Annotated in this window: 22 protein-coding genes and 1 tRNA gene; 14 read left to right on the top strand and 9 right to left on the bottom strand. The window is 47.6% G+C overall.

All coding sequences use genetic code 11. The features are described 5' to 3' along the window. Nucleotides 1–78: 78 nt before the first annotated feature. The 6 genes from menA to LEPBO_RS0105175 all read left to right on the top strand — a co-directional run bounded on the left by menA (nt 79) and on the right by LEPBO_RS0105175 (nt 5,348). The gene (gene menA, locus LEPBO_RS0105200) at nt 79–987 is read left to right on the top strand and encodes a 2-carboxy-1,4-naphthoquinone phytyltransferase (RefSeq protein WP_017286479.1); all 909 of its coding nucleotides are present in this window, start codon (nt 79–81) and stop codon (nt 985–987) included. Further along, the gene (locus LEPBO_RS0105195) at nt 977–1,858 is read left to right on the top strand and encodes an o-succinylbenzoate synthase (RefSeq protein ID WP_017286478.1); all 882 of its coding nucleotides are present in this window, start codon (nt 977–979) and stop codon (nt 1,856–1,858) included. The genes menA and LEPBO_RS0105195 overlap by 11 nt, the downstream gene beginning before the upstream one ends. Then, nucleotides 1,843–3,249 (top strand): 2-succinylbenzoate--CoA ligase, encoded by a 1,407-nt coding sequence (locus LEPBO_RS0105190; RefSeq protein ID WP_017286477.1) that lies wholly within the window; start codon nt 1,843–1,845, stop codon nt 3,247–3,249. Before LEPBO_RS0105195 ends, LEPBO_RS0105190 begins: the two co-directional genes overlap by 16 nt. Nucleotides 3,250–3,311: 62 nt before the next feature. Further along, nucleotides 3,312–3,644, top strand: a complete 333-nt coding sequence (locus LEPBO_RS0105185; RefSeq protein WP_017286476.1) for a ribbon-helix-helix domain-containing protein — start codon at nt 3,312–3,314, stop codon at nt 3,642–3,644. A 72-nt stretch (nt 3,645–3,716) separates the two neighbouring features. Continuing rightward, a tRNA-Leu gene (locus LEPBO_RS0105180) sits at nt 3,717–3,798 on the top strand. 74 nt (nt 3,799–3,872) lie between these two features. Further along, the gene (locus LEPBO_RS0105175) at nt 3,873–5,348 is read left to right on the top strand and encodes a CoA-acylating methylmalonate-semialdehyde dehydrogenase (RefSeq protein ID WP_017286475.1); all 1,476 of its coding nucleotides are present in this window, start codon (nt 3,873–3,875) and stop codon (nt 5,346–5,348) included. A gap of 59 nt (nt 5,349–5,407) precedes the next feature. On the opposite strand, the gene LEPBO_RS0105170 is transcribed toward LEPBO_RS0105175, so the two are convergent. After that, nucleotides 5,408–6,082: an FHA domain-containing protein gene (locus LEPBO_RS0105170; RefSeq protein WP_017286474.1), complete on the bottom strand. Its 675-nt coding sequence runs from the start codon at nt 6,080–6,082 to the stop codon at nt 5,408–5,410. A gap of 372 nt (nt 6,083–6,454) precedes the next feature. Here LEPBO_RS0105170 and smc point away from each other — a divergent pair, with 372 nt between their 5' ends. From smc to LEPBO_RS40830, 3 genes are all read left to right on the top strand, one after another. Then, the gene (gene smc, locus LEPBO_RS0105160; protein WP_017286472.1) at nt 6,455–10,159 is read left to right on the top strand and encodes a chromosome segregation protein SMC; all 3,705 of its coding nucleotides are present in this window, start codon (nt 6,455–6,457) and stop codon (nt 10,157–10,159) included. A gap of 92 nt (nt 10,160–10,251) precedes the next feature. Further along, nucleotides 10,252–11,394, top strand: a complete 1,143-nt coding sequence (locus tag LEPBO_RS0105155; protein ID WP_017286471.1) for a PRC-barrel domain-containing protein — start codon at nt 10,252–10,254, stop codon at nt 11,392–11,394. An 89-nt stretch (nt 11,395–11,483) separates the two neighbouring features. Further along, nucleotides 11,484–11,888: a hypothetical protein gene (locus LEPBO_RS40830; protein WP_071596144.1), complete on the top strand. Its 405-nt coding sequence runs from the start codon at nt 11,484–11,486 to the stop codon at nt 11,886–11,888. On the opposite strand, the gene LEPBO_RS36210 is transcribed toward LEPBO_RS40830, so the two are convergent. Further along, on the bottom strand, nt 11,795–12,274 hold the full coding sequence (locus tag LEPBO_RS36210; protein ID WP_017286470.1) for a methylmalonic aciduria and homocystinuria type D protein: 480 nt from the start codon (nt 12,272–12,274) through the stop codon (nt 11,795–11,797). The genes LEPBO_RS40830 and LEPBO_RS36210 overlap by 94 nt on opposite strands. 61 nt (nt 12,275–12,335) lie before the next feature. Between LEPBO_RS36210 and LEPBO_RS0105140 the strand changes: the two genes are divergently transcribed. From LEPBO_RS0105140 to LEPBO_RS39785, 5 genes are all read left to right on the top strand, one after another. Beyond that, a complete protein-coding gene (locus tag LEPBO_RS0105140; protein WP_017286469.1) occupies nt 12,336–13,283 on the top strand; it encodes a DNA-methyltransferase in 948 nt (315 codons plus the stop codon). Between the two features lie 73 nt (nt 13,284–13,356). Beyond that, on the top strand, nt 13,357–14,565 hold the full coding sequence (locus tag LEPBO_RS0105135) for a F420-0:Gamma-glutamyl ligase (protein ID WP_197693288.1): 1,209 nt from the start codon (nt 13,357–13,359) through the stop codon (nt 14,563–14,565). An 81-nt stretch (nt 14,566–14,646) separates the two neighbouring features. Then, nucleotides 14,647–15,897, top strand: a complete 1,251-nt coding sequence (locus LEPBO_RS0105130) for a GNAT family N-acetyltransferase (protein ID WP_017286467.1) — start codon at nt 14,647–14,649, stop codon at nt 15,895–15,897. After that, nucleotides 15,898–16,329 carry a Holliday junction resolvase RuvX gene (gene ruvX, locus LEPBO_RS0105125; protein WP_017286466.1) on the top strand — a complete coding sequence of 144 codons (432 nt, stop codon included), beginning with the start codon at nt 15,898–15,900 and terminating at the stop codon, nt 16,327–16,329. Nucleotides 16,330–16,429: 100 nt separating this feature from the next. Then, nucleotides 16,430–18,100 carry a sensor histidine kinase gene (locus LEPBO_RS39785; protein WP_017286465.1) on the top strand — a complete coding sequence of 557 codons (1,671 nt, stop codon included), beginning with the start codon at nt 16,430–16,432 and terminating at the stop codon, nt 18,098–18,100. Nucleotides 18,101–18,195: 95 nt separating this feature from the next. Here LEPBO_RS39785 and LEPBO_RS0105115 read toward each other — a convergent pair whose 3' ends face one another. The 7 genes from LEPBO_RS0105115 to rimO all read right to left on the bottom strand — a co-directional run bounded on the left by LEPBO_RS0105115 (nt 18,196) and on the right by rimO (nt 25,119). After that, entirely contained in the window at nt 18,196–18,507 is a 312-nt protein-coding gene (locus LEPBO_RS0105115) for a DUF3181 family protein (protein ID WP_017286464.1), read from the bottom strand. A gap of 57 nt (nt 18,508–18,564) precedes the next feature. Beyond that, nucleotides 18,565–18,873 carry a 2TM domain-containing protein gene (locus LEPBO_RS0105110; protein ID WP_017286463.1) on the bottom strand — a complete coding sequence of 103 codons (309 nt, stop codon included), beginning with the start codon at nt 18,871–18,873 and terminating at the stop codon, nt 18,565–18,567. 161 nt (nt 18,874–19,034) lie between these two features. Continuing rightward, nucleotides 19,035–20,096 carry an anthranilate phosphoribosyltransferase family protein gene (locus LEPBO_RS0105105; RefSeq protein ID WP_017286462.1) on the bottom strand — a complete coding sequence of 354 codons (1,062 nt, stop codon included), beginning with the start codon at nt 20,094–20,096 and terminating at the stop codon, nt 19,035–19,037. A gap of 82 nt (nt 20,097–20,178) precedes the next feature. Next, nucleotides 20,179–21,105, bottom strand: coding sequence for a LysR family transcriptional regulator (locus LEPBO_RS0105100; protein ID WP_017286461.1), 927 nt, complete (start codon nt 21,103–21,105; stop codon nt 20,179–20,181). A gap of 118 nt (nt 21,106–21,223) precedes the next feature. Further along, complete coding sequence (locus tag LEPBO_RS0105095) at nt 21,224–22,006, bottom strand: 3'-5' exonuclease (protein ID WP_017286460.1); 783 nt, start codon at nt 22,004–22,006, stop codon at nt 21,224–21,226. 77 nt (nt 22,007–22,083) lie between these two features. Further along, nucleotides 22,084–23,532 (bottom strand): DEAD/DEAH box helicase, encoded by a 1,449-nt coding sequence (locus tag LEPBO_RS0105090; RefSeq protein ID WP_036045359.1) that lies wholly within the window; start codon nt 23,530–23,532, stop codon nt 22,084–22,086. 234 nt (nt 23,533–23,766) lie between these two features. Continuing rightward, nucleotides 23,767–25,119 (bottom strand): 30S ribosomal protein S12 methylthiotransferase RimO, encoded by a 1,353-nt coding sequence (gene rimO, locus LEPBO_RS0105085; RefSeq protein WP_017286458.1) that lies wholly within the window; start codon nt 25,117–25,119, stop codon nt 23,767–23,769. Nucleotides 25,120–25,126: the final 7 nt, after the last annotated feature.

Genomic DNA, 25,126 nt, shown 5'->3' with positions numbered 1-25,126 from the left:
TCGTAATTTGGTTCAAACTCAAATGGGAGACTGGAAATCGCTTGCTCATAAGCTTTTCAGTAATTAGGAGATGAGTGGATGACCTTGCGATCGGTTGAGCCTTCTAAGAAAAAACTTTGGTATGCCGCAATTAAACCGCCGATGTATAGCGTTGCGGTCATGCCAATTTGGGTGGGATCTGCGGTGGCTTTTGCAGAGACTCGATCGTTGAATCTTCTGGTATTTTTTACGTTTCTAATTTCTGCAATTTTGATTCTGGCTTGGGAAAATCTCAGCAATGACGTGTTTGATTCTGAGACAGGAGTCGATGTCAATAAGGCGAATTCGGTCGTGAATTTGACTGGAAATAAGTCGCTGATCTTTTGGATTTCCAATGCTTTTTTGGTAGCGGGATTATCGGGAATTTTGGCGATCGCGCTGATGCAGGGTGACTTTACTGTGATTGGGTTAGTGCTGGCTTGTTGTGCGATCGGTTATATCTATCAAGGACCTCCATTTCGATTGAGCTATCAGGGTTTGGGCGAGCCATTGTGTTTCTTAGCATTTGGACCTTTAGCATTTTCGGCGGCTTATTATAGTCAGACTAAAGCTTGGTCAGGAACAAATTTAGCGGCTTCGATCGGAGTGGGAATTGCGACGAGTTTGATTCTGTTTTGTTCGCATTTTAATCAAGTCGAAGATGATGCAGCGATCGGGAAAAAGTCTCCGGTGGTTCGGCTTGGCGCGAAGCGCTCTGCTCAGCTTCTTCCTTGGATTTGTGGCAGCTTTTATGCGTTGACCATTCTATTTGTCATTTTGAAACTGTTCCCAGTTTGGACGTTGCTCTCGCTGCTGAGTTTTCCAGTTGCGAAAAGGCTATGTCATACAATCGGTTCACAGTATCATCAACCCCATAAACTCTTGCGTTGTCGATTAATTGCGGTTGAATTGCATTTTTGGTTCGGATTGCTATTTGGGTTAGGATTTCTGTTCCTGTATGCAATTTGAATTTCGACCTTATCAACGACGATTTCGCCAATCTCTCAAAACACATTATGGAGAATGGTCAGTCCGGGAAGGAATTTTAATCCGATTAGATGATCGCTTTGGAGAAATTACGCCACTGGAGTGGTTTGGCTCAGAATCGATGCAAGACGCGATCGAGCTTTGCCAATCTGCTCCCCATGACATCGATCTCGATTGGATTCAACAAATTCCGTTTCCAGCGTGTCAATTTGGATTTGAGTCGGCGCTGAATTCAGAGCAATTCCAAGCAATGCCTCAGAGTGCTTTGATGTCTGATGAATGGCGATCGCTCTGGGATCAGGGCTATCGAACGTTTAAATTGAAAATCGCGATCGCTCCAATCGAAATCGAAATCGCAACAGTCCAAGCCTTACTGGATCAATTACCGCAACATGCAAACTTAAGACTCGATGCAAACATGGGGTTAACGGAATCTGAAACGCATCAATGGCTCGAATTCTGTGATCAATCCAGAATTGAATTTATCGAGCAGCCGATGCGAACCGATCAGTTTGAAACCATGCTGAAGTTGAGCCAGATGTATCGAACTGCGATCGCATTAGATGAGTCTGTCTCAACTTTGGCTCAATTGAAAGCGTGTTATGAGCGAGGCTGGCGCGGAATTTTTGTGGTTAAACCAGCGATCGCGGGCTTTCCTTCTCAACTGCGCCAATTTTGTCGAGAACATCAACTCGATACAGTTTTTTCAACAGTGTTTGAGACTGAGATTGGTCGTCGGGCAGGATTACAACTGGCAGCGGAACTGAGTCAGCGAGCCGTTGGCTACGGGACAACGCATTGGTTTGATGAACTGAATAGCGAAGACTTTGAGGAGTTATGGAAGAGCCTTTAAGTCGATTAGCGACATTTGATTTTGTAGAGCGTCGCCGAGTTCAGGAAATTGCTGAACTGCGGTATCGAGAGTTATTGAAATATGAGCGGGCGATGCCTCCGGCACACGCGAGCGTGACCGTGTTTTTATGCGATCGAGATCCAATTCAATGGATGGCAGGATTTATTGCAGCTTGTTCTGTGCCTTGTGAACTGTTTCTTTGCAATCCAGATTGGGGCGAAACCGAATGGAAACAGGTGTTTGAATTGGCTCAACCGACTCTGATTTGGGGAGAACCTAGGTTTGTGGAAGGCTTGGAGAATCGCCCCCTAAATCCCCCAATTTTGGGGGACTTTGAATGTCGAGAATTTCCTGATTTCAAAGTCCCCCAGAATGAGGGATTTAGGGTACTGAAGCCGACTGAAGCTCAGCACGAAGCGCTGCTGATCATGATTCCGACTGGAGGCACTTCTGGCAAAATTCGGTTTGCAATTCACACCTGGGACACTCTCACTGCTTCTGTTCAAGGATTTCGCCAATATTTTGAACTTGATCGCATTAACTCTTTCTGCGTTCTCCCGCTCTATCACGTCAGCGGTTTAATGCAATTGATGCGATCGCTGCTCACAAACGGCACATTCACGCTTCAATCCTGGAAAAATCTAAACACCGACTTCGATCCGCAAAACTTCTTCATCTCTCTGGTTCCGACTCAACTCCAGCAATTGATGCCTCATGCAGATTGGCTCGCCAAATTCAGAACCATTTTGCTCGGAGGCGCACCCGCTTGGTCAAATCTCCTTGAAGACGCACGATTGAAACATCTTCCGATCGCCCCAACTTACGGGATGACCGAAACTGCTTCTCAGATTGCAACGCTCAAACCTGCTGATTTTCTCAAGGGTGTTCAAGGGTGTGGGCAAGTTTTACCTCATGCAGAAATTACGATCGCTCATCAAAAACTCTTAATCCGCTCAAAATCCTTGATGCTTGGGTATTACCCGAATCTCGATCAGCCTGAAACCTTTGAACCTGACGATTTGGGATACTTTGATGAACAAAACTATCTCCATCTCATCGGTCGTGACAGCAACAAGATCATTAGCGGCGGTGAGAACATTTTCCCGGCAGAAGTGGAATCTGCAATTCGATCAACCAATCTTGTCCGAGATATTCACGTTTTAGGAATTCCGGACGAAATCTGGGGACAGAGCGTGACGGCAATTTATGTTCCTGATGATGAAACGGTTACGTTTGAAGAGATTAAAACTGCCTTAAAATCACACTTAACTTCATTCAAAATTCCTAAACGATGGATCGCTGTCGCTCAGATCCCACGAAGTTTGCAAGGAAAAATCCAGCGCCATCGCATCGAAGCAATTCTGGATTTACATAAAAGATCTGACAGTTGACGAAATCACGTACTACACTTGTATTATAAATCTGACAAACCTATTCCAAAAGGAGACCGTTCATGCATACCTTAACTCGCACCAGCACAACGGAAATGGAAGTGACGAGCATCCGTTTAGAGCGTGAGTTGAAGGAGGAGCTAAAAGCACTTTCTGGCAACCAAGGCTATCAAGCGCTCATTCGCGACATTTTGTGGAACTATGTGCAACAGCGATCGGGCAGCTATTCCCCCTCTCTCTCATCCGCCGATGTGCGTGCTACTCTATCTGCTACCGCTCAAACCGACGATCGCTGCGCCCTTACTGGCAAACCTATCCGCTCCGGCGAGAACATACTCTTGGGACTCACGATCGAAGGCAATCTTATTCCTCTCAGTCTGGGCAGTCTGCCTTAACAGCATTTTGTCGGGATGAGGAGAACAAATTGTTTCCTTTCTCCTTATCCCTGTTATAATATTTCTCATTGCGCGGATGTGGCGGAATTGGTAGACGCGCCAGATTTAGGTTCTGGTTTCGCAAGAAGTGAAGGTTCAAGTCCTTTCATCCGCATTTTTCAATCTATTTCAGGTAGCTTAATCCAACGAAGTTGCGGCAAGATCTTCTCATAGAAGTGAGGAACCGATATGACGCACTCTTCGATCGTTCAAAACTACATCAATGGCGAATGGTCTATTCCCGAAACTGAAACTTATTTAGAAGTCAGAAATCCAGCCACGATCGAAGTTTTAAGTAAAGTTCCGCTCTCGCCTGCGCGTGAAGTCGATCGAGCCGCTCAAGCTGCTCAAACTGCATTTCAAACCTGGCGACGCACGCCCGCGACTGAACGCGTGCAGTATTTATTCAAGCTCAAGGCATTGCTCGAGGAGCATTTCGAGGACATTGCCCAGACGATTACACTCGAATGTGGCAAGACGCTTGCAGAATCCAAAGGCGAAATGAGACGCGCGATCGAGAATGTCGAGGTTGCCTGTGGAATTCCCATCTTAATGCAGGGCTATAACTCAGAAGACATTGCGCGTGGCATTGATGAACATATGATTCGCCAACCGCTGGGAGTCACCGCAGTCATTACACCGTTTAACTTTCCAGGTATGATTCCATTTTGGTTTATGCCTTACGCGATCGCGTGTGGCAACACCTGCATTATTAAGCCGTCTGAACGGGTGCCTCTGACCATGCAGCGCATCTTTACTTTGCTCGAACAAACAGGCTTACCCAAAGGCGTGGTCAATCTGGTCAATGGAGCGAAAGAAGTGGTCGATGCTTTGCTGGATCATGCCGCAATTCGATCGATTAGCTTTGTCGGATCGACGGGAGTCGCGAAATATGTCTATAGTCGGGCAGCCGCAAATGGGAAAAGGGCACAGTGCCAAGGTGGCGCGAAAAATCCCGTCATTGTGCTACCGGATGCAGATATTGCGATGACAACGAAAATTATGGCAGATAGTGCTTTTGGATGTGCAGGACAACGATGTTTAGCTGCTTCAATTGCCATTACAGTTGGCAGTGCAAAATCTACTTTTACAGATGCAATCGCTGAAGCTGCAACCTCGCGCCAAGTTGGGTTTGGACTAGATTCCGGGGTACAAATGGGACCTGTGATCACTCATCAAAGTAAGACCCGAATTGAAACTATCATTCAACAAGCAGAAACAGAAGGTGCAACTGTTTTAGTCGATGGTCGAGCACCCAAAATTTCTGGATATGAGCAAGGTCACTTTGTTCGACCAACCATTTTGCAGAACATTGATCCGGCAGGTGAAATTGCTAAAACTGAGATTTTTGGACCAGTGCTGAGCTTGATTCATCTCGATTCAATTGATGACGCGATCGCCCTGATCAATCAAAGCCAATACGGAAACATGGCTTCCCTGTTTACTTCTAGTGGAGCTGCAGCCCGAAAATTCCGCTACGAAGCTGAAGCGGGGAATATCGGAATTAATATTGGAGTTGCAGCACCGATGGCATTCTTCCCGTTTAGTGGTTGGAAAGAAAGCTTTTTTGGGGATTTGCATGGTCAAGGATGGCAAGCGATCGAATTCTTCACCCAGACGAAAGTGATTGTCGAACGCTGGCATGACTGGACACGACAGTTTTAAGAGATCGATGCAGCCCAAACCCGATGCGAGATTCAGACAGAGTTTTCTTTTTAGGGGCGCTATTGAGGCACGTTGAAGGAGATCTCTTCCTGCAACTCTGAAAAGTCAATAAACTCTCTATTCCGGGATTCTGCATCATTCAGACGGGCTAATACTTCAGGATGCAGGGCTTCTGACGCGCGTTCTTGCACGCTTGTAAAGAAGAAAAAGCGAGTACTACCGACGCAGAGGCAATCCCCATCCTGAAGGCGCTGGCGCTGTTGAACTCTTGTTCCGTTGATGTACGAGCCATTCATGCTATTGAGATCAACGAAGTAGAAGCCTTCATTCACAACATAGAGAATCACAGCATGACGACGAGAAAGCTTACGATCCTGTAGGGGCAATGCTGCCGATCGATTGCGTCCAATTGTCCAAACCATTTGCGGTTGTTTAAGACTCATCGATTCACTTCTCAGCAAATTGGTGACGAGCCATGCCTGTTGACCCGACACAACACCTTGAATATAGCGAGGTTTCGCTTCTGGAGTGACCGGAGACTCGATCGCGGATTTCGCTTCTTCAAGATCGATCGTCAACGTTGGGCTTTTGGCGATTTGCTGTTCTTCAGGGTTTTCCTCATCTAGCTGTTCTTCCAGTTCTTCCCAGAAGGATGCGAGGGCATCCGGAGATTGATTTGTGACAGCAGAAATCGCAGAATGGCGATCGTCTGGGCTATGAAATGCTTTTATCATGAGGCTTTCCCAAAAACAGGTCAAATCTGAGGTAGGTCTACTGATCTAGATTTCCCCGGATTGGGAAGAGGGAGACGATTTTGAATTTTGGATTTTCAATTGGGAGACCAGAAAAAGAACCTTTCCTGATTGATTCTGCACCTCTGACTGAATTGTAAACGCTGGCGATATGTGAGTCTCGATCGCGAAAATACGCTGATACGCAGGAAAATCACCTTGACAATCTGATCGATCGCAGTAGAATTGCACAAATCCGTTTGATTTTTTGTAGATCAGACGTTCTAAGTGTGCTATCTATTATAGAAATTCCGCTAATTTAGCTCACTTGTTTGATTCCGGGCTACACTAAACACTGTTTTTTACTGACTCCCTGTGTACGTTAAGCGTGTTGAACTAACAAATTTCAAGTCTTTTGGCGGCACAACGCCGATTCCGTTGCTGCCAGGGTTCACCGTGATCTCAGGTCCAAACGGATCAGGGAAGTCAAATCTACTGGATGCATTGCTCTTTTGCTTAGGGCTAGCAGGCTCAAAAGGGATGCGGGCTGAGCGATTGCCTGACCTGGTCAATCATGCACAGGCCACGAAAGGGCGAGCAACCGTCGAAGCGGCAGTGACAACAGTATTTGATCTATCAGATGAATTAGATCTGTTTAATGCTCTCAGCAATCCAGATGAAAGTAATATCGATGTTTCATTGAATGAGCCAAGTCAGAGTTCGGCAAATGGACATCATGAGAATGGTCATGTCTCTGCACCAGATGTCGTTTATGAATTAAACGGTTCTGAAAATGGTAATAGCAACGGTGAAATCAACGTAGAGTGGAAAGTGACTCGTAAATTGCGGGTAACACAGCAGGGAACGTATACGTCAAACTATTTCATCAATGATGAACCCTGTACGTTAACAGAACTGCATGAGCAGTTGAACCGGATGCGGATCTATCCTGAGGGATATAACGTTGTCTTACAAGGGGATGTAACTCGGATCATTTCGATGAACGGGCGAGAACGTCGTGAAATCATTGATGAATTGGCAGGAGTTGCTTCATTCGATCGCAAAATCAACCAAGCGAAAGACAAGCTCGATGCGGTAAAAGATCAAGAAGATAAATTTCACATTGTCGAGCGTGAATTGATCGAGCAGCGCGATCGCTTAGCTCAAGATCGGATCAAAGCCGAGAAATACAAAAAACTGCGCGCAGAACTGCAAGCGAAAGAGCAGTGGGAAGTCGTCATCCGTTACGAACAAGCCGCGCAAGGCGTTCGCAAATTACAAGAGCAAATTCAATCCGATGAAACAGCGATCGCTGATTTGACTGAACAGCTAGCAGCACTGCAACTTGAAATCAATCAAGTGACTGCTGAATTAGAGAAACTGAATGCACATGTGCGATCGCTCGGTGAAGAAGAACAAATCGCAGTGCAATCGACCCTCGCAGCGCGAGAAGCTGAACTGCGCCAGTTAGAACGTCAACAGCAAGACTTGCAGAAATCAAGCCAGGATTTGATTGCGACTTTATCCAAAGCGCAGCAAGACCTCCAGGAAAACATGCAAACCTTGGCAGCGCTGACCCGTGAGAAAGAATCCATCGAAACCCAAGAGCTGATTGCGGCAACTCAGAAGCGTGATCAAGCCAAGGCAGTACTTGAGCAGAAACGCGAACAGGCAAATGCTTCGGCTGCCAATGCAGAAGCTTGGGTACAAGAACAAACCCAATTGCACCATCACATTGAAACCTTGATCAAAGCTTTGGAGCCGCAACGGGCTGAACAAGCTGGATTGAGAGAAAAAACCAATCAACTCGATCGCCAAGTTCAAGAGCAAACAGAAGCCCTCAGAACAACTACAGCCGAATTGAATCAGCAGCAGATCGCAGCAGCAGATATCACTCAACGATTTGCAGCCGCGACGCAGCAAGTTCAATCGATGGCGCAAGCGCTCGCGGAAGTTGAACAAGAGTTGCAGATTCAACAAGAAACTGAGAAACGATTACTGGCTGAACAACGAGATAAGCAACGCGCCTTAGATAAATTAGAAGCCCAAACTCAAGCGGTGCAAGAAGCACAAGGCACTCAGGCTTCGCAAGTCATCATGAAAATGGGACTATCCGGAGTGTGTGGCTTAGTTGCAGAACTCGGACAGGTCAGCTCGCGCTATCAGCTTGCCTTAGAAACCGCTGCGGGTGGACGACTGGCAAATATTGTGGTCGAAGATGATGCGATCGCAGCAGCAGCCATTGATATTCTCAAACAGCGACGGGCTGGACGAGCCACATTCTTACCGCTCAATAAACTCAAGCCGCCTCATATTCCCAATCGTGCCACGATGCGATCGATGCAGGGCTGCATTGATTACGCGATTAATTTAATCGACTTCGAGGATCGCTATTACGACGTATTTGCTTACATCTTCGGTACAACTGTTGTCTTTGAGACACTCTCTGATGCGCGACGACATATCGGGCAATATCGGATTGTGACCTTAGATGGCGAATTACTCGAATCGAGTGGAGCAATGACCGGGGGAAGTAGCGGCGCTCGATCGTCGTTACGATTTGGCAAAGGTCAAGCCGCAGAATCACCGGAAATCGCAGCATTAAAGCGGCGACTGCAAGAAATCGATCAGATTTTGGGACATTGTGAAAGCTCGATCGCGAAAGCAACCATTCTTCAGAAAGACCGCACCAAATTTCTCAGCGATGCGCGTCAACAACACGCAGAATTGAAAGTCAAAGCGGATCAAGCCAAAGTCGAACTCGATCGCTTGGAAAAACAACAAATTCAACTCACCCAGCAGCTTGAAACCAATCAAAAAGAACTGGCAGCAGCGCAAGTTCGCTTACAAGTCTTAGAGTCGGAACTTCCAGTTCAAGAGGCGAATTTAGCCCGATTAAGAACGACCTTGGCGGAATTAGAGCAATCGCAGTCTCATAGCGAATGGCAGCAAATTCAAGCGGGCATTCGGGAATTAGAAACCGATCTGAACCAGAAAGAGGGAGATTTAAGAGCGATCGAACAACGCTCCCAAGATCTTGAAACTCAGAGAAAACTATTACAGGAAAAAATCGAGCAAGGACAACTCCGAATTCAGGAGTCTCGCACCCAGCAAACTCTACAATTGCAGCAGCAATCAGAAAATACAAATCAACAAACTGCCGTCAATACCCAGATCACCGAACTCAAAGCCACACTTGCTGAACTCGATAAAACCTTAGGCGAAGAACGATACAAACGCGATGCAGTCGATCGACAGCTCCGCGAACTTCAGAATCGCCAGCAGCAGCACATTTGGCAACGTGATCAAACGCTAGAAACTCAGCAATCTCGTCGAGCTAGCCTCGCTGAACAGCAAGCAGCCCTCGAAGCCCAACGCGCCGAACTGCCTGATCCGGTTCCTGAAATTCCCGACAATGCCACTCGCGATCTCGGACAACTTCAGCACGAACTCCGTTCGATGCAAAAACGCCTTCAGGCAATGGAACCTGTGAATATGTTGGCGTTAGAAGAATACGATCGCACCCAAGCCCGGTTAGACGAACTCACCGAAAAACTCGAAACGTTACAAGAAGAACGTACTGAGTTGCTGTTAAGAATTGAGAACTTTACCACTCTGCGACAGCGTGCCTTCATGGAAGCCTATGAAGCGGTTGATTTGAACTTCCAGAAGATCTTTGCCACCTTATCGGATGGCGACGGACGCTTACAGCTTGAAGATCCAAACGATCCATTTAACGGCGGATTGAACCTGATCGCTCACCCGAAAGGCAAACCTGTGCAACGGCTTGCCTCCATGTCTGGGGGTGAAAAATCTTTGACTGCTCTGAGTTTCATTTTCGCCCTTCAGCGGTATCGTCCCTCCCCGTTCTACGCGTTTGACGAGGTTGATATGTTCCTAGACGGAGCAAACGTCGAGCGATTAGCTAAAATGATTCAGCAGCAGGCGCAACAAGCTCAATTTATTGTCGTGAGTTTGCGTCGTCCGATGATCGAACGCGCTCAGCGAACGATCGGGGTTACTCAAGCACGAGGAGCCTTTACCCAAGTCCTGGGTATCAAACTTCCTCAAAGTGTTTAAGAATCGGATCACGTTCGGCATTCCGTATCGTTTGATCCTTCATATGGTTTGATAATTAGAAAAAAGCGTAAATAGACAGGATTCGGGACTCAATGACAGAAGAATTTCGCCAACGCTCCGACATACTTGGAACTCAGGTGATTACACGCACCACAGGCAAACGGCTTGGCGTGGTGAGTCAGCTTTGGGTGGACATTGACAGCCAAGCGGTTGTTGCCCTCAGTTTGCGCCCGAATCTGTTCTACGGCACTGCTCAACCGATGATGCTCGATAGCATTCGCCAGATTGGGGATGTGATCTTAGTCGATGACGAAGATGTGATCGAAGATGTCGATCTTGAAGGCTACAGCAATTTGATCGGATACGAAGTCATTACTGAAACGGGTGAACTGCTTGGAAAAGTTCGAGGCTTCCGATTTGATATCGATAGCGGCAGATTAGATGCATTAACGATCGCATCAATTGGACTGCCACTCATTCCCGATCAAGTTGTTAGCACCTACGAACTCTCGATCGATGAAATCGTCAGCAGTGGTCCCGATCGCCTCATCGTCGTCGAAGGCTCGGAAGACCGCATGAATCAACTCAGCGTCGGCGTGCTTGAACGTCTCGGCATTGGTCGTGCCCCCTGGGAAAAAGACGAACCGCAATATTTGGCTCCAGCCCGTCCTGAAAATCAGCTTCCTTCGGGTCAGCCGACTCAAGTAAATGTGCAGCCACGCATTCAACAACCCGTTGAAGAAACCTGGAGCGATGACGATTTGGGCTATGACGACGAGCCGCGTTATCGTGAACCGATTCCGATCGAGCGAAATCAAGAACCTCCGCGTCAGCAATATCGCGAAGCGCAAGCCTATCCACCGCCAGAAGCGTACGAAGAAGACGAAGAAGACGAATTGGATAACTGGGGCAGTTTGGCAACCGTCGATGATGAAGAGGATAATCTCGACACCAAATCAACCTGGGTAGACGAAGAGGAAGAAGAAGCGATCGTTGTAGATTACACCCCGGTCGTGGATACAGAACCGGGAACTCAACCTACTCCAGACAGCTTTGAACCCGGCAATCTCGATGAAGATCCTTGGGCAGAACAGCCTCAAGCTGAAGCCGAAGAGGATGAAGACACGCTAGAAGTCCCGGCTGAAGACACAGAGGATGAATCTGAACGGATTCCGCTCAACATTCCTGAGAAGCCGAAACAAAAACAACCCGAATATGAAGAGGAAGGCTACTAAGCTGATCTCTCATGTCTACCGTGGGGTAGGTATCTTGCCCACTCAAATCCAGAGGCAGGCATCTTTGCCTGCCCCACTGTTTATTTCATATGTCAAACAGCTCTGAACTCACTTCTACTTCCACATCTCATCCATTTACTCATGGGCACACTTTTTCCAGCCCCGGTGGACATTTTACCTATCGCGTAATTGGCGCTTGCTGTCGCTTATTCGATCGAGAACAGCTTCCCTACCCCTGCTGCCGAATCGAATGGCGTGGAAAAGAACCCAGTTGGCGCAGAATTGGACGACGGTTTATTGTCGATTTGGCAACTCGCAACAGTCCTTCTTACAGCGTCGAAATCGTCGGACGTGAGGCGCACGAGCCAATCGTCATGACGTTGTATTGGTGCAAACTGCCTCAGCCTCTCAAAGAATGGTGGCATTCCAGCAAACCTGCGACGATCGATTCAACTAATTCTCGACTTGCAGAAGACATCAAAATCGAAGGATAAACGGCACTGCCCCAGCGGGGATGAATCACGGTGAAGCAATTGCCGATCGCTTTTGTTGCATATCCTAATGTCGATCGCACAACCGCCACATCATCGAGCCGCAAAGACCCGGATTCTGACAAAATCGGCAACCCCGTTTTCGGATCAAACAAATCCGCTAAGTGCCCTTGTTGGCGGAGCATTTCTGTCACTTTCAAACCAAAAGAGAGAAACTGCGATCGCAACACTTGCTTTTGATGATCCGCTTCCGGGCAGTGTTCTGTTAACTCGCGATCGGCAGGCTGTAGAACCACCACGATCGAGCGAATTGGGTCAGACCAATCTGGCAATAACTTCTCAGAATGCTGACAAATAAATTCGCTCGGTGGATGGACAGAATATTGCATCACAAAGTAAAAAGAATGAATCGATCGGATATAGTGCTAATGCACCATTTTTCTGTTAGATATGCCGCAGTTTGAATCGGCTATTGATCATCTTAAATCGCTTGATCATACAGTGACCCATTCAGGAAAAGAAATATCATCTCCTAAACTTTTCTACACCCATGATAACGGTCAGCTTTGGCTCGGCGATGCGGTTGAATGGCTGAAATCACTACCTTCTGAGTCGATCGATTTAGTGTTTGCCGATCCGCCTTACAATCTTAAAAAAGCAGAATGGGACAGTTTTGAATCTCAGAAATTGTATCTCGAATGGTCACTGCAATGGATTGAACAAGTCGCCCGAATTCTCAAGCCGACAGGAACGTTTTATATTTGTGGCTTTTCTGAAATATTGGCTGATCTAAAACTACCCGCCTCGCAATTTTTTCAAGGATGCCGTTGGCTGATTTGGCACTACAAAAATAAAGCGAACTTATCAAATGATTGGGGTCGATCGCATGAAAGCATTTTGCATTTTCGCAAATCAAGAAAATTCACCCTATCGATTGAGAACATCCGCACTCGTTACGGCGAACACACCCTGAAATATCCCGAACATCCTCAAGCCGAAACTAGCCAATACGGCAAAGGTAAAAAAGTAACAAAGCTGTGGCAGCCTCACCCAAAAGGTGCAAAACCGCGAGATGTAATTGAAGTGCCAACGACCTGCAATGGCATGAACGAAAAAACACCTCATCCCACTCAAAAACCCGAAGAATTGGTAAGAAAATTCGTCTTGGCTTCTTCTCAAAGAGGCGATCGCATTCTCGATCCGTTCCTGGGTTCCGGCACAACTGCAGTCGTTGCCGAACAACTCGGACGGAACTGGCTCGGTTGCGATCGACACGCAGAATACTTAAGTTGGGCGATCCCCAGAATCGAATCGGCTAAAAAACAATCCGATGAAGCATGGTTTTGGGAAGACCGCAATCGCGAAGAACGACGTTCAAAAAATCGCGAAACATCATAATCTTGTATGGCAATATGTTGACGATCGTGCGCGTCACGTATATCTTTTTCTGGCAACGGTACAAGGAGCTTTTGTGGTTATTCTAATTGGCATTCTCGCTGGTCTTGTCGGATTCGTTCTGCTCGTCTTGTTGCTGCTCGAAGCTCAATATTGGCAGCGTCCAAGCAATACACTGGAGATGACCTCAGGCAAATGGGAACTCGCAGTCTACGAACCCCAGCGATACGTTCTAGTCGGTCAGATCGAATTGACCAATTTAACGCGCCGTTTAGAAGTCATGGCTCCTACGGTTCATGCAGAAGTTCAACTCCTTTCTTCGGGGAGCCTAGAGGGGATTCAAGTCAAAACTCGGATCATTCCCCGCTTCCAAGGCGCAGAACCTCGCAATGATGGCTATTGGGAAGCCCACATCATTAAGAGTATGGGACATGACCCAATCGAAGTGATTGTCGAAATCGAAGGCGCCAACCTCAGCGAATTAAAAGTCGCTTGGATTCAACTGCATTACGTTTCCTATGGCTCTCGAGGTCGATTCCCCAAAATTCGCCATGTCATCGTGCCCCTGAAGTTCCCGGCAGTCGAAGACTCAAAACGCTGGCGACCCGCACAAAATGCTGATGTGTTGCCGATTAAGACCCATTTGCTGACGCACTTAGATGATCCCGTGAGTGTCGTGAAACGGTATGTCATGCCTCATGCTCAACCCGGGGATATTGTGACGATCGGTGAATCTCCGATCGCGATTATGCAAGGTCGTTACCGCCATCCCAGCGAGATCAAACCCGGTTGGTTAGCAACTCGGCTGTCTTACATGTTCCATCCGACCTCCAGTTTGGCGACTGCTTGCGGACTGCAATCGCTGATTGATATCGAAGGCGAAGCACGGGTACTGTTTGCATTTATTGTTGGCTCGATCGCGAAAATTTTTGGGGTGAAAGGCATGTTCTACCGCCTCGCAGGTGAACAAGCGCGATTGATCGATGACGTGACTGGAACAATTCCGCCCTATGACCAATTTATCGTCATGGGTCCTGAAAACTCTCAGGAATTATGCGATCGCATTCAACGAGAAACTGGGCTATCTGCGGCAATTGTGGATGTGAACGACTTGAAACGAGTTAAAATATTAGCAGCATCGTCAGGCGTATCTACGTCCTTGCTGCATCAAGCTCTCATCAGCAATCCTGCTGGGAATGCCAACGAACAGACTCCTGTAGTTCTGATTCGTCCGACCGATACCTTTACAGAACGCGCTACTGTTGGGCTGCAATCGGCAAAATAACCTTAAATAAATACCCCTTAAGGTTTACCTAATGCCCTTGCCCAACGCTTAACCTGGGGTTGAATTGCTGCTGATATCCTTATGTCTCGACTTCCTCAGAAGACTGCTTCCGTTGTCATCCGTCCTGTCCAATATCGTGATCTCGATGCGATTGATCAACTTGCTCAGCAATCGCCAGAAATCAACTTGCCCCACTGCTCGACCGTGCGCGAGAAAACGGTATCGCTGCGGAATTGGTACGGAGTTCTGAAGGTGCTCAGCCTGTTTCCCAATCCTTTTCAGTCGCTCTCTTGTGTGCATGTGGCTGAATTGAATCAAAAGATTCAGGGCATGATTCGAGTCTCGCCTTTTAATCGGACAGGCAGCACTTGGAGAGTCGATCGCGTCATGGTCACTCCTGCGATCGTGGAATCTGACCAGGCAGAAGCACAAGTTCTCACGAAAGTCGATGTGGGATCGCTGCTCATTCGATTCTGTCTCGAGCGAATTTGGCAAGCGCGAACCTGGGTTTTAGAAATTGATGTCAACGACAAGTCAGCCTTAGATCTGTATCGCCATAATGGATTTCAACCTTTGGCGAATATGACCTATTGGTCGATTTCGACCGAGCAACTTCAGACGCTAGCTGAGCGTGAGCCAGACTTACCGAATTTACTGCCCGTCAGTAATGCCGATGCTCAACTGCTCTATCAGTTGGACACGATGGCAATGCCACCGCTGGTACGGCAGGTGTTCGATCGACATATCCAAGATTTTAAGACCAGTGTATTTGGCAGCTTGGTCGAGTGGGCAAAGCAGATTTTGACGCGCACTGAAGTTGTGAGTGGATATGTGTTTGAGCCGCAGCGCAAAGCGGCAATCGGATATTTCCAACTACGACTCAGCCGCGACGGTTCACAACCGCATACGGCACAGCTCACCGTCAATCCTGCTTACACCTGGCTCTATCCTGAATTGATGGCGCAGATGGCGCGAATCATGCAGGATCTCCCGGCTCAAGAGCTGCAAATTGCATCACCGGATTATCAACCCGAGCGTGAGGGCTATTTAGATAGCATTGGCGCAGAGCGGATTGGACATACGCTTTTGATGTCTCGCTCAGTTTGGCATAAAGTTCGAGAAACAAAATCGATCGCAGAAGGATTACAGTTGGCAGAGATGCTGCAAGGCTTGCAGCCTACTCGGAAGCCGGTGCCAGGTCGAATCTCGATGATGAAATCGACGAAAATTACGTCTCCAGATCAGCCAGAACCAAAGTCCGAAACGCCAAAAAATGTGCAGGAATTGCTCAAGATGGCTCAAGACCCGCACCGTGAAGATCCCTGTTGCTAAATGGAAAGAGTTGCAGCCCTTGGATTAGATGTGGGTCAGAAACGCATTGGAGTTGCGGGCTGCGATGGAACAGGGTTAATTGCAACAGGATTAACCACGATTCGGCGCAAATCTTATCCTCAAACAATCGAAGAATTGCGTCAAATCGTGGTCGATCGACAAATTGAAATTCTTGTCATCGGATTGCCTTATTCAATGGATGGAACGCTTGGAAAACAGGCGCTCCATATTCAGAAATTTGCGGCGACCATTTCCAATGCTTTAGCGTTGCCGTATGAATTTATCGATGAGCGATTAACCAGCTTTGAAGCGGAAGAATCGATGAAGGCAGCCAGAATTTCGCTACAAGAAAACAAGGAATTAATCGATCGTAAAGCTGCCGCTATCATTCTTCAGCAATGGCTAGATCAGCGAAGAGCAACTCGCGCTTAATTTTTCTACACTTAACATGAATTGCGGATTTGCAAAAAAATTCTGGGTACGTTGAAAGATACGGACTTACTTTCGTTTCTATTCATGAAATGAATCTTATATGCTTAGGCGCATCAATCTCCAGACGAAATTATTTCTTGCCTTTTTGGTTCCAACGTCGATCTCGTTAATTGGGCTTGCAAGTAGTTCTAATACGATTAATCGGTTGATGCAGAGCACGACTCACCTGAGCCATACGAGCCTGATTAAAGCGAATGGGCTTTGGAAAATGATCGAAGGGCGATCTCAGATTGCAGCCGCACAAAATACTCTACTTCAGCATGAACTTTCTCCCCAGGAGCGCACCATTGCCCTCACTCGAATTGAAACGGCTTGGGAACAAATCAATCAAGGCATGAACCAGGCGTTTCAATCGTCAAAATTTGAAGGCACCCTGAAATTTGAGCAGACCTTTCTCTGGGATTGGCAACGGTGGAAGCAAACCCATCAGAAGTTTTTACTCACGGAGAAAGCATTTTTTCAGTTTAGAATTGCTGACCCACAACAAGAACAGGCAAATTTATCCCTGAAGCCTTTCGATAAGTCCAAAATGCAGAAGATTGCAGCGGCTCTCAAAGCACGTAAGCAGCTCCTTGATGCCAAAGGACAGGAAAGCGCCGACTTTCAAGCAACTGAATATCCACTCGTATCGTTGCTGAACGATAGTCAAAAAATTGCCGCACAGATTCAGCAGGATGCGGCCGAAGAGGTTACCATTGCCCAAGGCTGGGCAGGACTTCTGATGGTTCTGATTCCTGTTACAGCAGGTGCAGTGGCTTGGGTTCTAAGTCGATCGATTGCGCAACCGATCGATCGACAAATTCACACGATGATCGAAGACCTCGAAGCTGCTAAAGATACACTTGAAGAAAAAGTGCAGGAACGCACTCAAGAACTAGAGCAGACCTTACAAGACCTGACTCAAGCCCAACTCCAATTGATTCAAGCTGAGAAAATGTCGAGTCTTGGAGAACTTGTCGCGGGAATCGCTCATGAAATCAATAATCCCGTTTCTTTCATTTACGGAAATTTATCCTACTTGAAAGAATATACTGACAAACTTCTAGATCTTCTAAAAATTTACCAGGAGCATTACCCCGAGCCAGTGGCAGCCATTCATACTGTGGCAGAAGAATCTGACCTAGAATTCATTCAGTCAGATTTGCGAAAAATTTTGGGTTCGATGAAATCGGGAACTGAGCGAATTCGAGAGATTGTCTTATCGTTGCGAAATTTTTCCCGGCTCGACGAAGCTGAATTTAAAGCGGTCGATTTACATGAGGGGATTGAAAGTACGCTACTAATTCTGTGTCATCGTTTGAACGCATCTCCTGATCGCCCAGAAATTCACATTCAGCGCGATTATAGTGAACTCCCGAAAGTTGAGTGTCAAGCTGGGCAACTCAACCAGGCCTTTATGAATATTTTGAGTAATGCGATCGACGCACTCGAATCAACTTCCCAACCTCAAATCACGATCCGCACCTCAGTCGTTGGAGAATCGGTCGAAATTGCGATCAGCGATAACGGCACAGGAATTTCCTCAGAAATCCAGCAGAAAATTTTCAACCCATTTTTTACGACAAAGGCTGTAGGGAAAGGAACAGGAATGGGAATGTCGATTAGTTATCAATTAATTGTTGAGAAGCACCACGGCAAATTAGAGTGTTGCTCAACAGAAGGAGAGGGGACAGAATTTCTGATTCAGATTCCGATTCGACAAACTACATAAGACTCTAGCTTCGACAAGATAGTCAATAGAATTCAGACGCCCTTCAATCAAGTCCATCAGAAGCGGACTCACCATTCTTTGCCTAATACCGTCTGCTACAGATTGCGTTGAAACTCTTCCAACGTATCGATCAAGCTGACTTGGCACTGCATAGGAAGTAGATCGAGCAAGGGAATTTCGCGTTTCCCTCCGCCAACTTTCACCAGAATGCTTTGGACAATGTTCAGCACGTCATCTTCTTGAATCGCTGTCCCACTCGAGACAAGCGGAAAAAGCCGTTCTGCTAAAACCGTATGCAAATGAGCATCGTTGAGATAGAGATGCCATTTTGCAATGTCGATATACACTGATTCACCGATTTCAGCAGCTAAGGCTTCGATTGTTTCTGAAGTTGTGGAGTTTGCCATAAGACTTTTTCAGGGTTCAACTTTCAAACCATACTGAATCTACGATGCCAAATTCTCCTATCTCTTGGGTGATTTTGAGGGTTTCTCTTTAGGTTTAAAGCCTTTCGGTTGAGAAGTTGCGACAACAGGTTCAGAGTAGTCTGCGATCGCAAAAATATAAATCGCATGCGCCACTAAGACACTAGCCCAAGCACCTGTCACCCAAACTGACCATGACCAATCGGCTTTTTGTAAAATTCTGAAAAACCACATGCCAGAGTTTGCAGCCGCAAATAAAGCAACATGCGTCGCAAACGTCATACGATCGTCGAGTTGGCGATAGTCTGCGTCTTTACGATCAGGGATTCGAGACCAACGAGGAGGCATAGCAATTTCATAAGCAACGCCTCTATTTTAGCGAGGTGTGTGAGCGTATAGCGAGTCTGTTTGAGTGGTAAGGACTAAAAAAGGTGGGGAGTAGGGAGTAGAAGATCCTCACTCCCTACTCCCCACCTCATATGTAGGACTACTATAGACTGCAAGGCTTTTTAATTACTGAGAACTGAGCGACACGCTTCGATCGCATGAATCACTTGCTGTAATTTCCGCTCCGCCTGTCCTAGTTCTAAAATCGCCTGCGCTTGCGAAAATCCTGATTCAAGACTCGTGCAGGCTCCGGCTCTCCAGAGATAAAATCCACAATTCCAAATGGTCGCTTGCATCAGTTCCGAAGGCTCACCTCTCATCGCTGCCCGCATCTGATCGATCAGATCCTCATTCGAGACTAACGGCAATTCTTTTGCGGCAAATCCATAATCGCGAGGAACCAACGTTAAGCGATCGAACTTTTCTCCCGCTGCCATCCCAATGATCGCCGTTCGATCGCGCGGCAAATCACAACTGCCTTCTAATCCTTTGACCGTAGTAAATAATGTGGTTCCTCGCAGCGCAAAGGCATCGCGAAACATGCCTTCAGTCGGCGGATGAACATACCCACAAATCAAATGCGACTCGCCTGCATACGGATTCCACATCAATTCCAGCGTCGAAAACGGCGGACGCTTGCCAATTTGCTCTCGATACTCCACCAATCCTTGAGCCAACGGAAAATGATGCGGCAAGTAGACAAATCCTAATCCAGTTTGCTGCAAAATTGCGTGAATCTGCTCCAGCGACACGGTTTTCCAATTCACGCCTAACCCATCCCAAAGCTCAATCAACGGAACGCCTTCTTTGGTTGGCATGCGATCGCCGCCGTGCAGTACAACTGGAACTCCTGCTGCTGCTAAAACGATCGCAACAAGCGGACTTAAAGGCGCAGTTCTCGATCGACCATCATAGGGGTTACACATCACCATCACTGGGATCTTGGATGCGATCGGGGGCAGCTTTTTACCTAACGCATCATAGGCATCTAACATCCCGGCTAGTTCTTCACCCGTTGGGCGCTTGATGCGATGAGAAATCATAAATGCCCCAATCTGAGCCGGGGTTGCTTCTTGCAGCAGCATCAAGCGAGTCGCAGTTTCTGACTCTTGGCGCGTCAAATTTTCGCTTGTATGCGGCCCACTGCCAACTTTTTTAAGTAACTCCCGGAACTCGTAACTCATAGTGCTTGCCTACAGAATGAATGAACCGCTGCAACCTTCCAAAGGGTTCCACAATACCAGATTGTTTCCTGCTCAAACGCCTTCACACGATCGCACTCGGACTTCGCTTCAGAAATGCAGGATGCATGATTTCCTGCACCAATGCCCGAAATCGTTGAATCGGTGGAATTTGCAATCGATCTTGCGTCGTCACCAACACCACTTGTCGCACTAAAACCGGATCGCTAGTCGATCGAATCACTAAAGTCGAATCTAAATGCACATCCTGAATCGCGCCTTGCGGTAACAAAGCAATCAATTCTCCCTGCCGCACAACACCGCGAAATGCATCTAAAGTATTCAGCTCCAAAGCTGCTTTCAACGTAACTCCTTGCCGCTGAAACTGCTCTTGGACAAGCCGTTGCATTCCGTATCCATCTTTGAAAACAACTTGCGGATAGCGAACCAATTCTGACCAAGGCACTTGATCAAATTTCGTCAAAGGATGATCGGCTGCCATCAGAACCCGAACAGGCTCGTCGTAAAGAACATCTACAACCATTTCTGGACTCGCAGTGAGAAAGCGGTTATTCATCACGATCGCCAAATCTACCAAGCCATCTTTCAGGACTTTTAACGCGCGATCGCTCCCTAACGAAGTGACGCGAAGCTGAACGTCAGGATAGTCCTGACAAAATTGCTGCAACACAGGCGGCAAATGAAACGCACAGACCGAATGAATGGCTGCAACACATAGTTCTGGCTGTTTGCCGCATCGCAACTCTTCCAACTCACTGATGGCATTCTGCCATTCCTGGCAAATTTTGCGGGCGTGAGGTAGAAACTGTTCTCCCGCGATCGTTAATTTTGCCTGAGTCGTCCGATGAAACAGCGGCATCCCTAAATCAGCTTCCAATGCCTGGAGTTGACGGCTAATAGTCGATTGAGTGACCGCACATTTTCGGGCAGCCTGTTGAAAACTTCCGGTTTCAACGATCGCCAAAAACGCCTGCAATTGCTCTAGACGCATGACTTCTAACCTGAGTCACAGTTCTGTGACCTTAGCGGATCTAGATACGAAGTTTAGTAAGAGTTGATACCGTAACAAGATTGAATCTGCATTTCTTTTAGTTCTGCTATTTTACCGTTCAAGACGACAAAGAAAGTTGGTGCTTTTGCCAATAAAGACGCTCAACATCTGCACGGCGATACAACGGTGTTCCGGTTCGAGAAATATAGGGTTCAGCACCCGCTTGCTCAAGCCGCGATCGCACTGATTTTTGCGAGCCGCCAATCAGTTTGGCAGCCTCACTCGTCGAAAGAAGCTGCTGTCCAATTTTTGCTAAAACCGCTTCATCATCTTCATTTGCAATCTCTTTCAAGAGCATTTCTGCAAGTAGCCAACATGCCATCGTGTCTGCTTCCGCGCGATGCGATGCGCCAACTGGAAACTGAAAATGTTTAACCAAGTTCGGCAAACTCCGAGAAGGCAACTCTGAGAGCATCAAGCGTGCAAATTGAACAGTGCAAAACTGCTCGGATTGCGATCGATAAAATGGAATCCCCAACCGCGCATATTCTGCTCGAATAAACGGATAGTCAAATCCAATATTGTGAGCCGTTAAAGTTCCCTGCTCGAACAAGGGCAAACACTTGAGCCACACCTCATCCGGCGGCGGTGCACCATCCACCATGTCTTGCGTGATGCCCGTAATATTCGTAATGATCGGCGGAATCAACACGCCAGGATTGATCAAATACGTTTCTTGATTCAGAATGCCGTCTTTCAAATTTGCATTCAGAACCGACACCTCGATCGCTCGACTGCGAGGCGGTTTATGCCCAGAGGTTTCCAGATCAACGACGGTGAGAGTCCGCTGGCTCAGGTCACGATAGAAGGCAAGCAAATCTGTAGAAAGAACAACTGGCATAAAGAAGGTTCAAAAGCTCTAAGACTCCGACTTCTTAAAGAAGTCGGAGTCTTTTATACACAGGAATCTATTGTAGATTACTTCGATCGTGCCGCAGGATGACGACGCTGACCAGAACTACCTGAAGCAGAATGTCCTCCAGAAGGTCTAGAACGCTTCACAGGCTTCTGCTTCGCACCGCCTCTCGAAGAAGCTTCTTCTTCAGGAGTCGGATCAGTCCCGATGGTAATCCAAGCGGGACGAGTGCGATCGTAGATCATCTGCAATGCCGCAGCCGCGATCGTATGCGGTTCGTAATCTTCGGCCAACTGAGACACAATCGGCAAGAACGATGCGACTCGCTCTCCTGCTAGCGTCTCGCGCACTTGAGCTTGCAGCTTATCTAAGTAGCGAGCTTCAATTTCCGCACGAGTCGGAACTGGCTTAATCTCTAAGCGTTGGCGAACGTGATTTTCGATATCGCGCAGTTTGCGACGATCCAGCGGATGCACCAGCGAAATTGCCGTGCCTTCTTTACCCGCACGACCTGTCCGACCAATCCGGTGCACATAGCTTTCAACGCTATCCGGCAAGTCGTAGTTGATCACATGGGTCAAGTTATCCACATGGATTCCTCGTGCCGCGATGTCGGTCGCGACCACCCATTTGATCTGCTGCTGGCGGAACCGGAGCAATAGCCGTTCACGTTGGCTTTGGCTCAAATCACCGTGGTATTCATCCACACTATGTCCAGCGGCTTGTAATTGGCTGGTCAATTCTGCGGCTGCCCGACGAGTTCTCACGAAGATAATTGCGGCTTCGGGATCTTCCAATTCGAGAATCGGTAGAATTGCCCGAGCTTTTGTCCATCCGCGAGGAATCGTGTAAGCAACTTGATTAATGCGAGAAGGAGCGGCTTTGGGTTGTTCGATCGTCACCGTCACCGGAGAGCGCAAGAACTTGGTGACCAACTTACGGATCGAAGGTTCCATCGTTGCCGAGAAGAACGTCGTTTGACGTTCAACAGGCGCTTGATTCAAGATCTTCTCAACATCCTGAATAAAGCCCATGTTCAGCATCTCATCTGCTTCGTCGAGAACGAGCCAGCTGAGATTATCGAGTCTTAGATCACCACGACCGAGCAAATCAATCACTCGACCGGGAGTTCCGACGACAATTTGAGCGCCACGACGTAAGCGATCAACTTGTAGATCGATCGATTGTCCGCCGTAGATCGTGACGACTTTAACTCGACGATCGTCAGTGAACGTACGAATCGCTTGGCAAACTTGCATCGCCAATTCGCGAGTCGGAGTCAGAATCAGCGCTTGGACTGTGGGGGATTTTGTATCAATCCGCTCCAGAATCGGAAGCCCGAACGCCGCAGTTTTCCCAGTTCCGGTTTGTGCTTGACCGACGACATCACGCCCAGCGAGTAAATGAGGAATGGCTTGGGCTTGGATGGCAGTCGGAGCAGTAAATCCGAGTTCTTCGAGATGGCGAATCCGGTCTTCAGACAGTCCGAGGCTATGAAAAGAAAGGGTCATTGAGTCTCCTGTAAAAGTCATGGTCGTGCGCCATCAGAGGCAACATTCTCGACCTCAAGACGGTCTTTTCATAAACCAAAACCGTCTGAATCGGGTCGCAGTTCGAGCCGAACTACGTGTTAATTGCCAACTTTAAAGGCGCGGGGAAAAGAGATGAAAAGCTAGAAACAGTGAAGGTCTAACATTTCGGTCAGTCTATGCGACAACGGGAACATCGTCGTTTCAACACAGCGATTAAACAGTCATTGCAGGCAGTTGGATCAAGTCCGCAGCCGTGGCAATTCGACCATACAAGTCGTAAATGTCTGCATCCACGATCGTCACTGGCACAATCGTGCCCAACGCCGCTTCGCCTTCGACATATACGAGTCCGTCCACATCAGGAGAAAATCGAGCCGATCGCCCAATTCGTTCTCCGGTCTGCGGATTTTCTTGTTCGATCAAGACATCTACGACTTTGCCAATCTGCGCACGATTCTGTTTAAGAGAAATCGCTTGCTGGAGTTGCATCAAGGCATCTCGACGCGCATCCATTACCTCTTGGGGCAACTGATTGGGCAAGTCGTAGGCGGGAGTACCTTCTTCAGGAGAGAAGGTAAACACTCCAACGTGATCAAATTCGTGACGCTGAATAAACTGCTTGAGATGTTCAAAATGTTCATCGGTTTCTCCAGGAAATCCGACAATCAGAGTAGTTCTCAAAACAGCATTCGGGATCTCAGCTTTGAGCCGCTCAATAATGCCGTCGTTGACCCGACCTTGCCAAGGGCGATTCATGGCTCTGAGCACTTCCGGGTGGGAATGTTGCAGAGGTAAATCGAGGTAAGGGAGAACGTTCGGCGTTTCGCGAATCGCTTCGATAACTTTCGGGGTCAATCCGGTCGGATAAGCGTAGTGCATCCGAATCCAAGGAATGTCCACTTTTCCAAGGGCGCGCAACAGTTCGGCTAACTTTGGCTCACCGTAAAGGTCAAGTCCATAGTTGGTGGTGATCTGCGAGATTAAGATAATCTCTTTCACGCCTTCAGCGGCTAAATGTTCAGCTTCTTGGACAATTGATTCAATCGTGCGCGATCGCTGGTTTCCACGCAAGTGCGGGATAATACAGAACGCACATCGATAATCACATCCTTCTGAAATCCGGAGATAAGCAACGCCTTCGGTCGTAGTGCGATAGCGAGGGGTCGTCTCATCTGCGATGTAAGTCGGTTCTTGTGAAACCTCTTTCACACGCTCTCCAGCTTCTGCTCGTGCAATCACATCAACGATTTTGTGATAATCACCTGTCCCAACGAGGGCGACGGCTTCGGGCAGTTCATCTAAAAGTTGTTCCTGAAAGTGCTGCGCCATGCAGCCTGTGATCACAATTTTTTTGTCAGCTTCCGCTAATTCGACCAGTGTCCGCACTGATTCTTCCCGTGCGGCTTGAATAAAACTGCAAGTATTGACAATAACATAATCTGCCAACTCTTCGTCAGCATCAACTTGATATCCGGCTTGAGCCAGTAGACCAAGCATATGTTCGGTATCAATTCTATTTTTTTCGCAGCCTAAATGAGAGAACGCAATAGTTGGCTTGTTGCCCATGTAACTT

Source organism: Leptolyngbya boryana PCC 6306, from assembly GCF_000353285.1.
Classification (GTDB): Bacteria; Cyanobacteriota; Cyanobacteriia; order Leptolyngbyales; family Leptolyngbyaceae; genus Leptolyngbya; species Leptolyngbya boryana.
Note: the sequence above shows the minus strand (reverse complement) of the source record. Positions and strands in the feature narration are given on the sequence as shown.

Coding starts and splice junctions, on each gene's coding strand:
- menA (WP_017286479.1), top strand. CDS start 79: ATGACCTTGCGATCGGTTGAGCCTTCTAAGAAAAAACTTTGGTATGCC.
- LEPBO_RS0105195 (WP_017286478.1), top strand. CDS start 977: ATGCAATTTGAATTTCGACCTTATCAACGACGATTTCGCCAATCTCTC.
- LEPBO_RS0105190 (WP_017286477.1), top strand. CDS start 1,843: ATGGAAGAGCCTTTAAGTCGATTAGCGACATTTGATTTTGTAGAGCGT.
- LEPBO_RS0105185 (WP_017286476.1), top strand. CDS start 3,312: ATGCATACCTTAACTCGCACCAGCACAACGGAAATGGAAGTGACGAGC.
- LEPBO_RS0105175 (WP_017286475.1), top strand. CDS start 3,873: ATGACGCACTCTTCGATCGTTCAAAACTACATCAATGGCGAATGGTCT.
- LEPBO_RS0105170 (WP_017286474.1), bottom strand. CDS start 6,082: ATGATAAAAGCATTTCATAGCCCAGACGATCGCCATTCTGCGATTTCT.
- LEPBO_RS0105155 (WP_017286471.1), top strand. CDS start 10,252: ATGACAGAAGAATTTCGCCAACGCTCCGACATACTTGGAACTCAGGTG.
- LEPBO_RS40830 (WP_071596144.1), top strand. CDS start 11,484: ATGTCAAACAGCTCTGAACTCACTTCTACTTCCACATCTCATCCATTT.
- LEPBO_RS36210 (WP_017286470.1), bottom strand. CDS start 12,274: ATGCAATATTCTGTCCATCCACCGAGCGAATTTATTTGTCAGCATTCT.
- LEPBO_RS0105140 (WP_017286469.1), top strand. CDS start 12,336: ATGCCGCAGTTTGAATCGGCTATTGATCATCTTAAATCGCTTGATCAT.
- LEPBO_RS0105130 (WP_017286467.1), top strand. CDS start 14,647: ATGTCTCGACTTCCTCAGAAGACTGCTTCCGTTGTCATCCGTCCTGTC.
- ruvX (WP_017286466.1), top strand. CDS start 15,898: ATGGAAAGAGTTGCAGCCCTTGGATTAGATGTGGGTCAGAAACGCATT.
- LEPBO_RS39785 (WP_017286465.1), top strand. CDS start 16,430: ATGCTTAGGCGCATCAATCTCCAGACGAAATTATTTCTTGCCTTTTTG.
- LEPBO_RS0105115 (WP_017286464.1), bottom strand. CDS start 18,507: ATGGCAAACTCCACAACTTCAGAAACAATCGAAGCCTTAGCTGCTGAA.
- LEPBO_RS0105110 (WP_017286463.1), bottom strand. CDS start 18,873: ATGCCTCCTCGTTGGTCTCGAATCCCTGATCGTAAAGACGCAGACTAT.
- LEPBO_RS0105105 (WP_017286462.1), bottom strand. CDS start 20,096: ATGAGTTACGAGTTCCGGGAGTTACTTAAAAAAGTTGGCAGTGGGCCG.
- LEPBO_RS0105100 (WP_017286461.1), bottom strand. CDS start 21,105: ATGCGTCTAGAGCAATTGCAGGCGTTTTTGGCGATCGTTGAAACCGGA.
- LEPBO_RS0105095 (WP_017286460.1), bottom strand. CDS start 22,006: ATGCCAGTTGTTCTTTCTACAGATTTGCTTGCCTTCTATCGTGACCTG.
- LEPBO_RS0105090 (WP_036045359.1), bottom strand. CDS start 23,532: ATGACCCTTTCTTTTCATAGCCTCGGACTGTCTGAAGACCGGATTCGC.
- rimO (WP_017286458.1), bottom strand. CDS start 25,119: ATGGGCAACAAGCCAACTATTGCGTTCTCTCATTTAGGCTGCGAAAAA.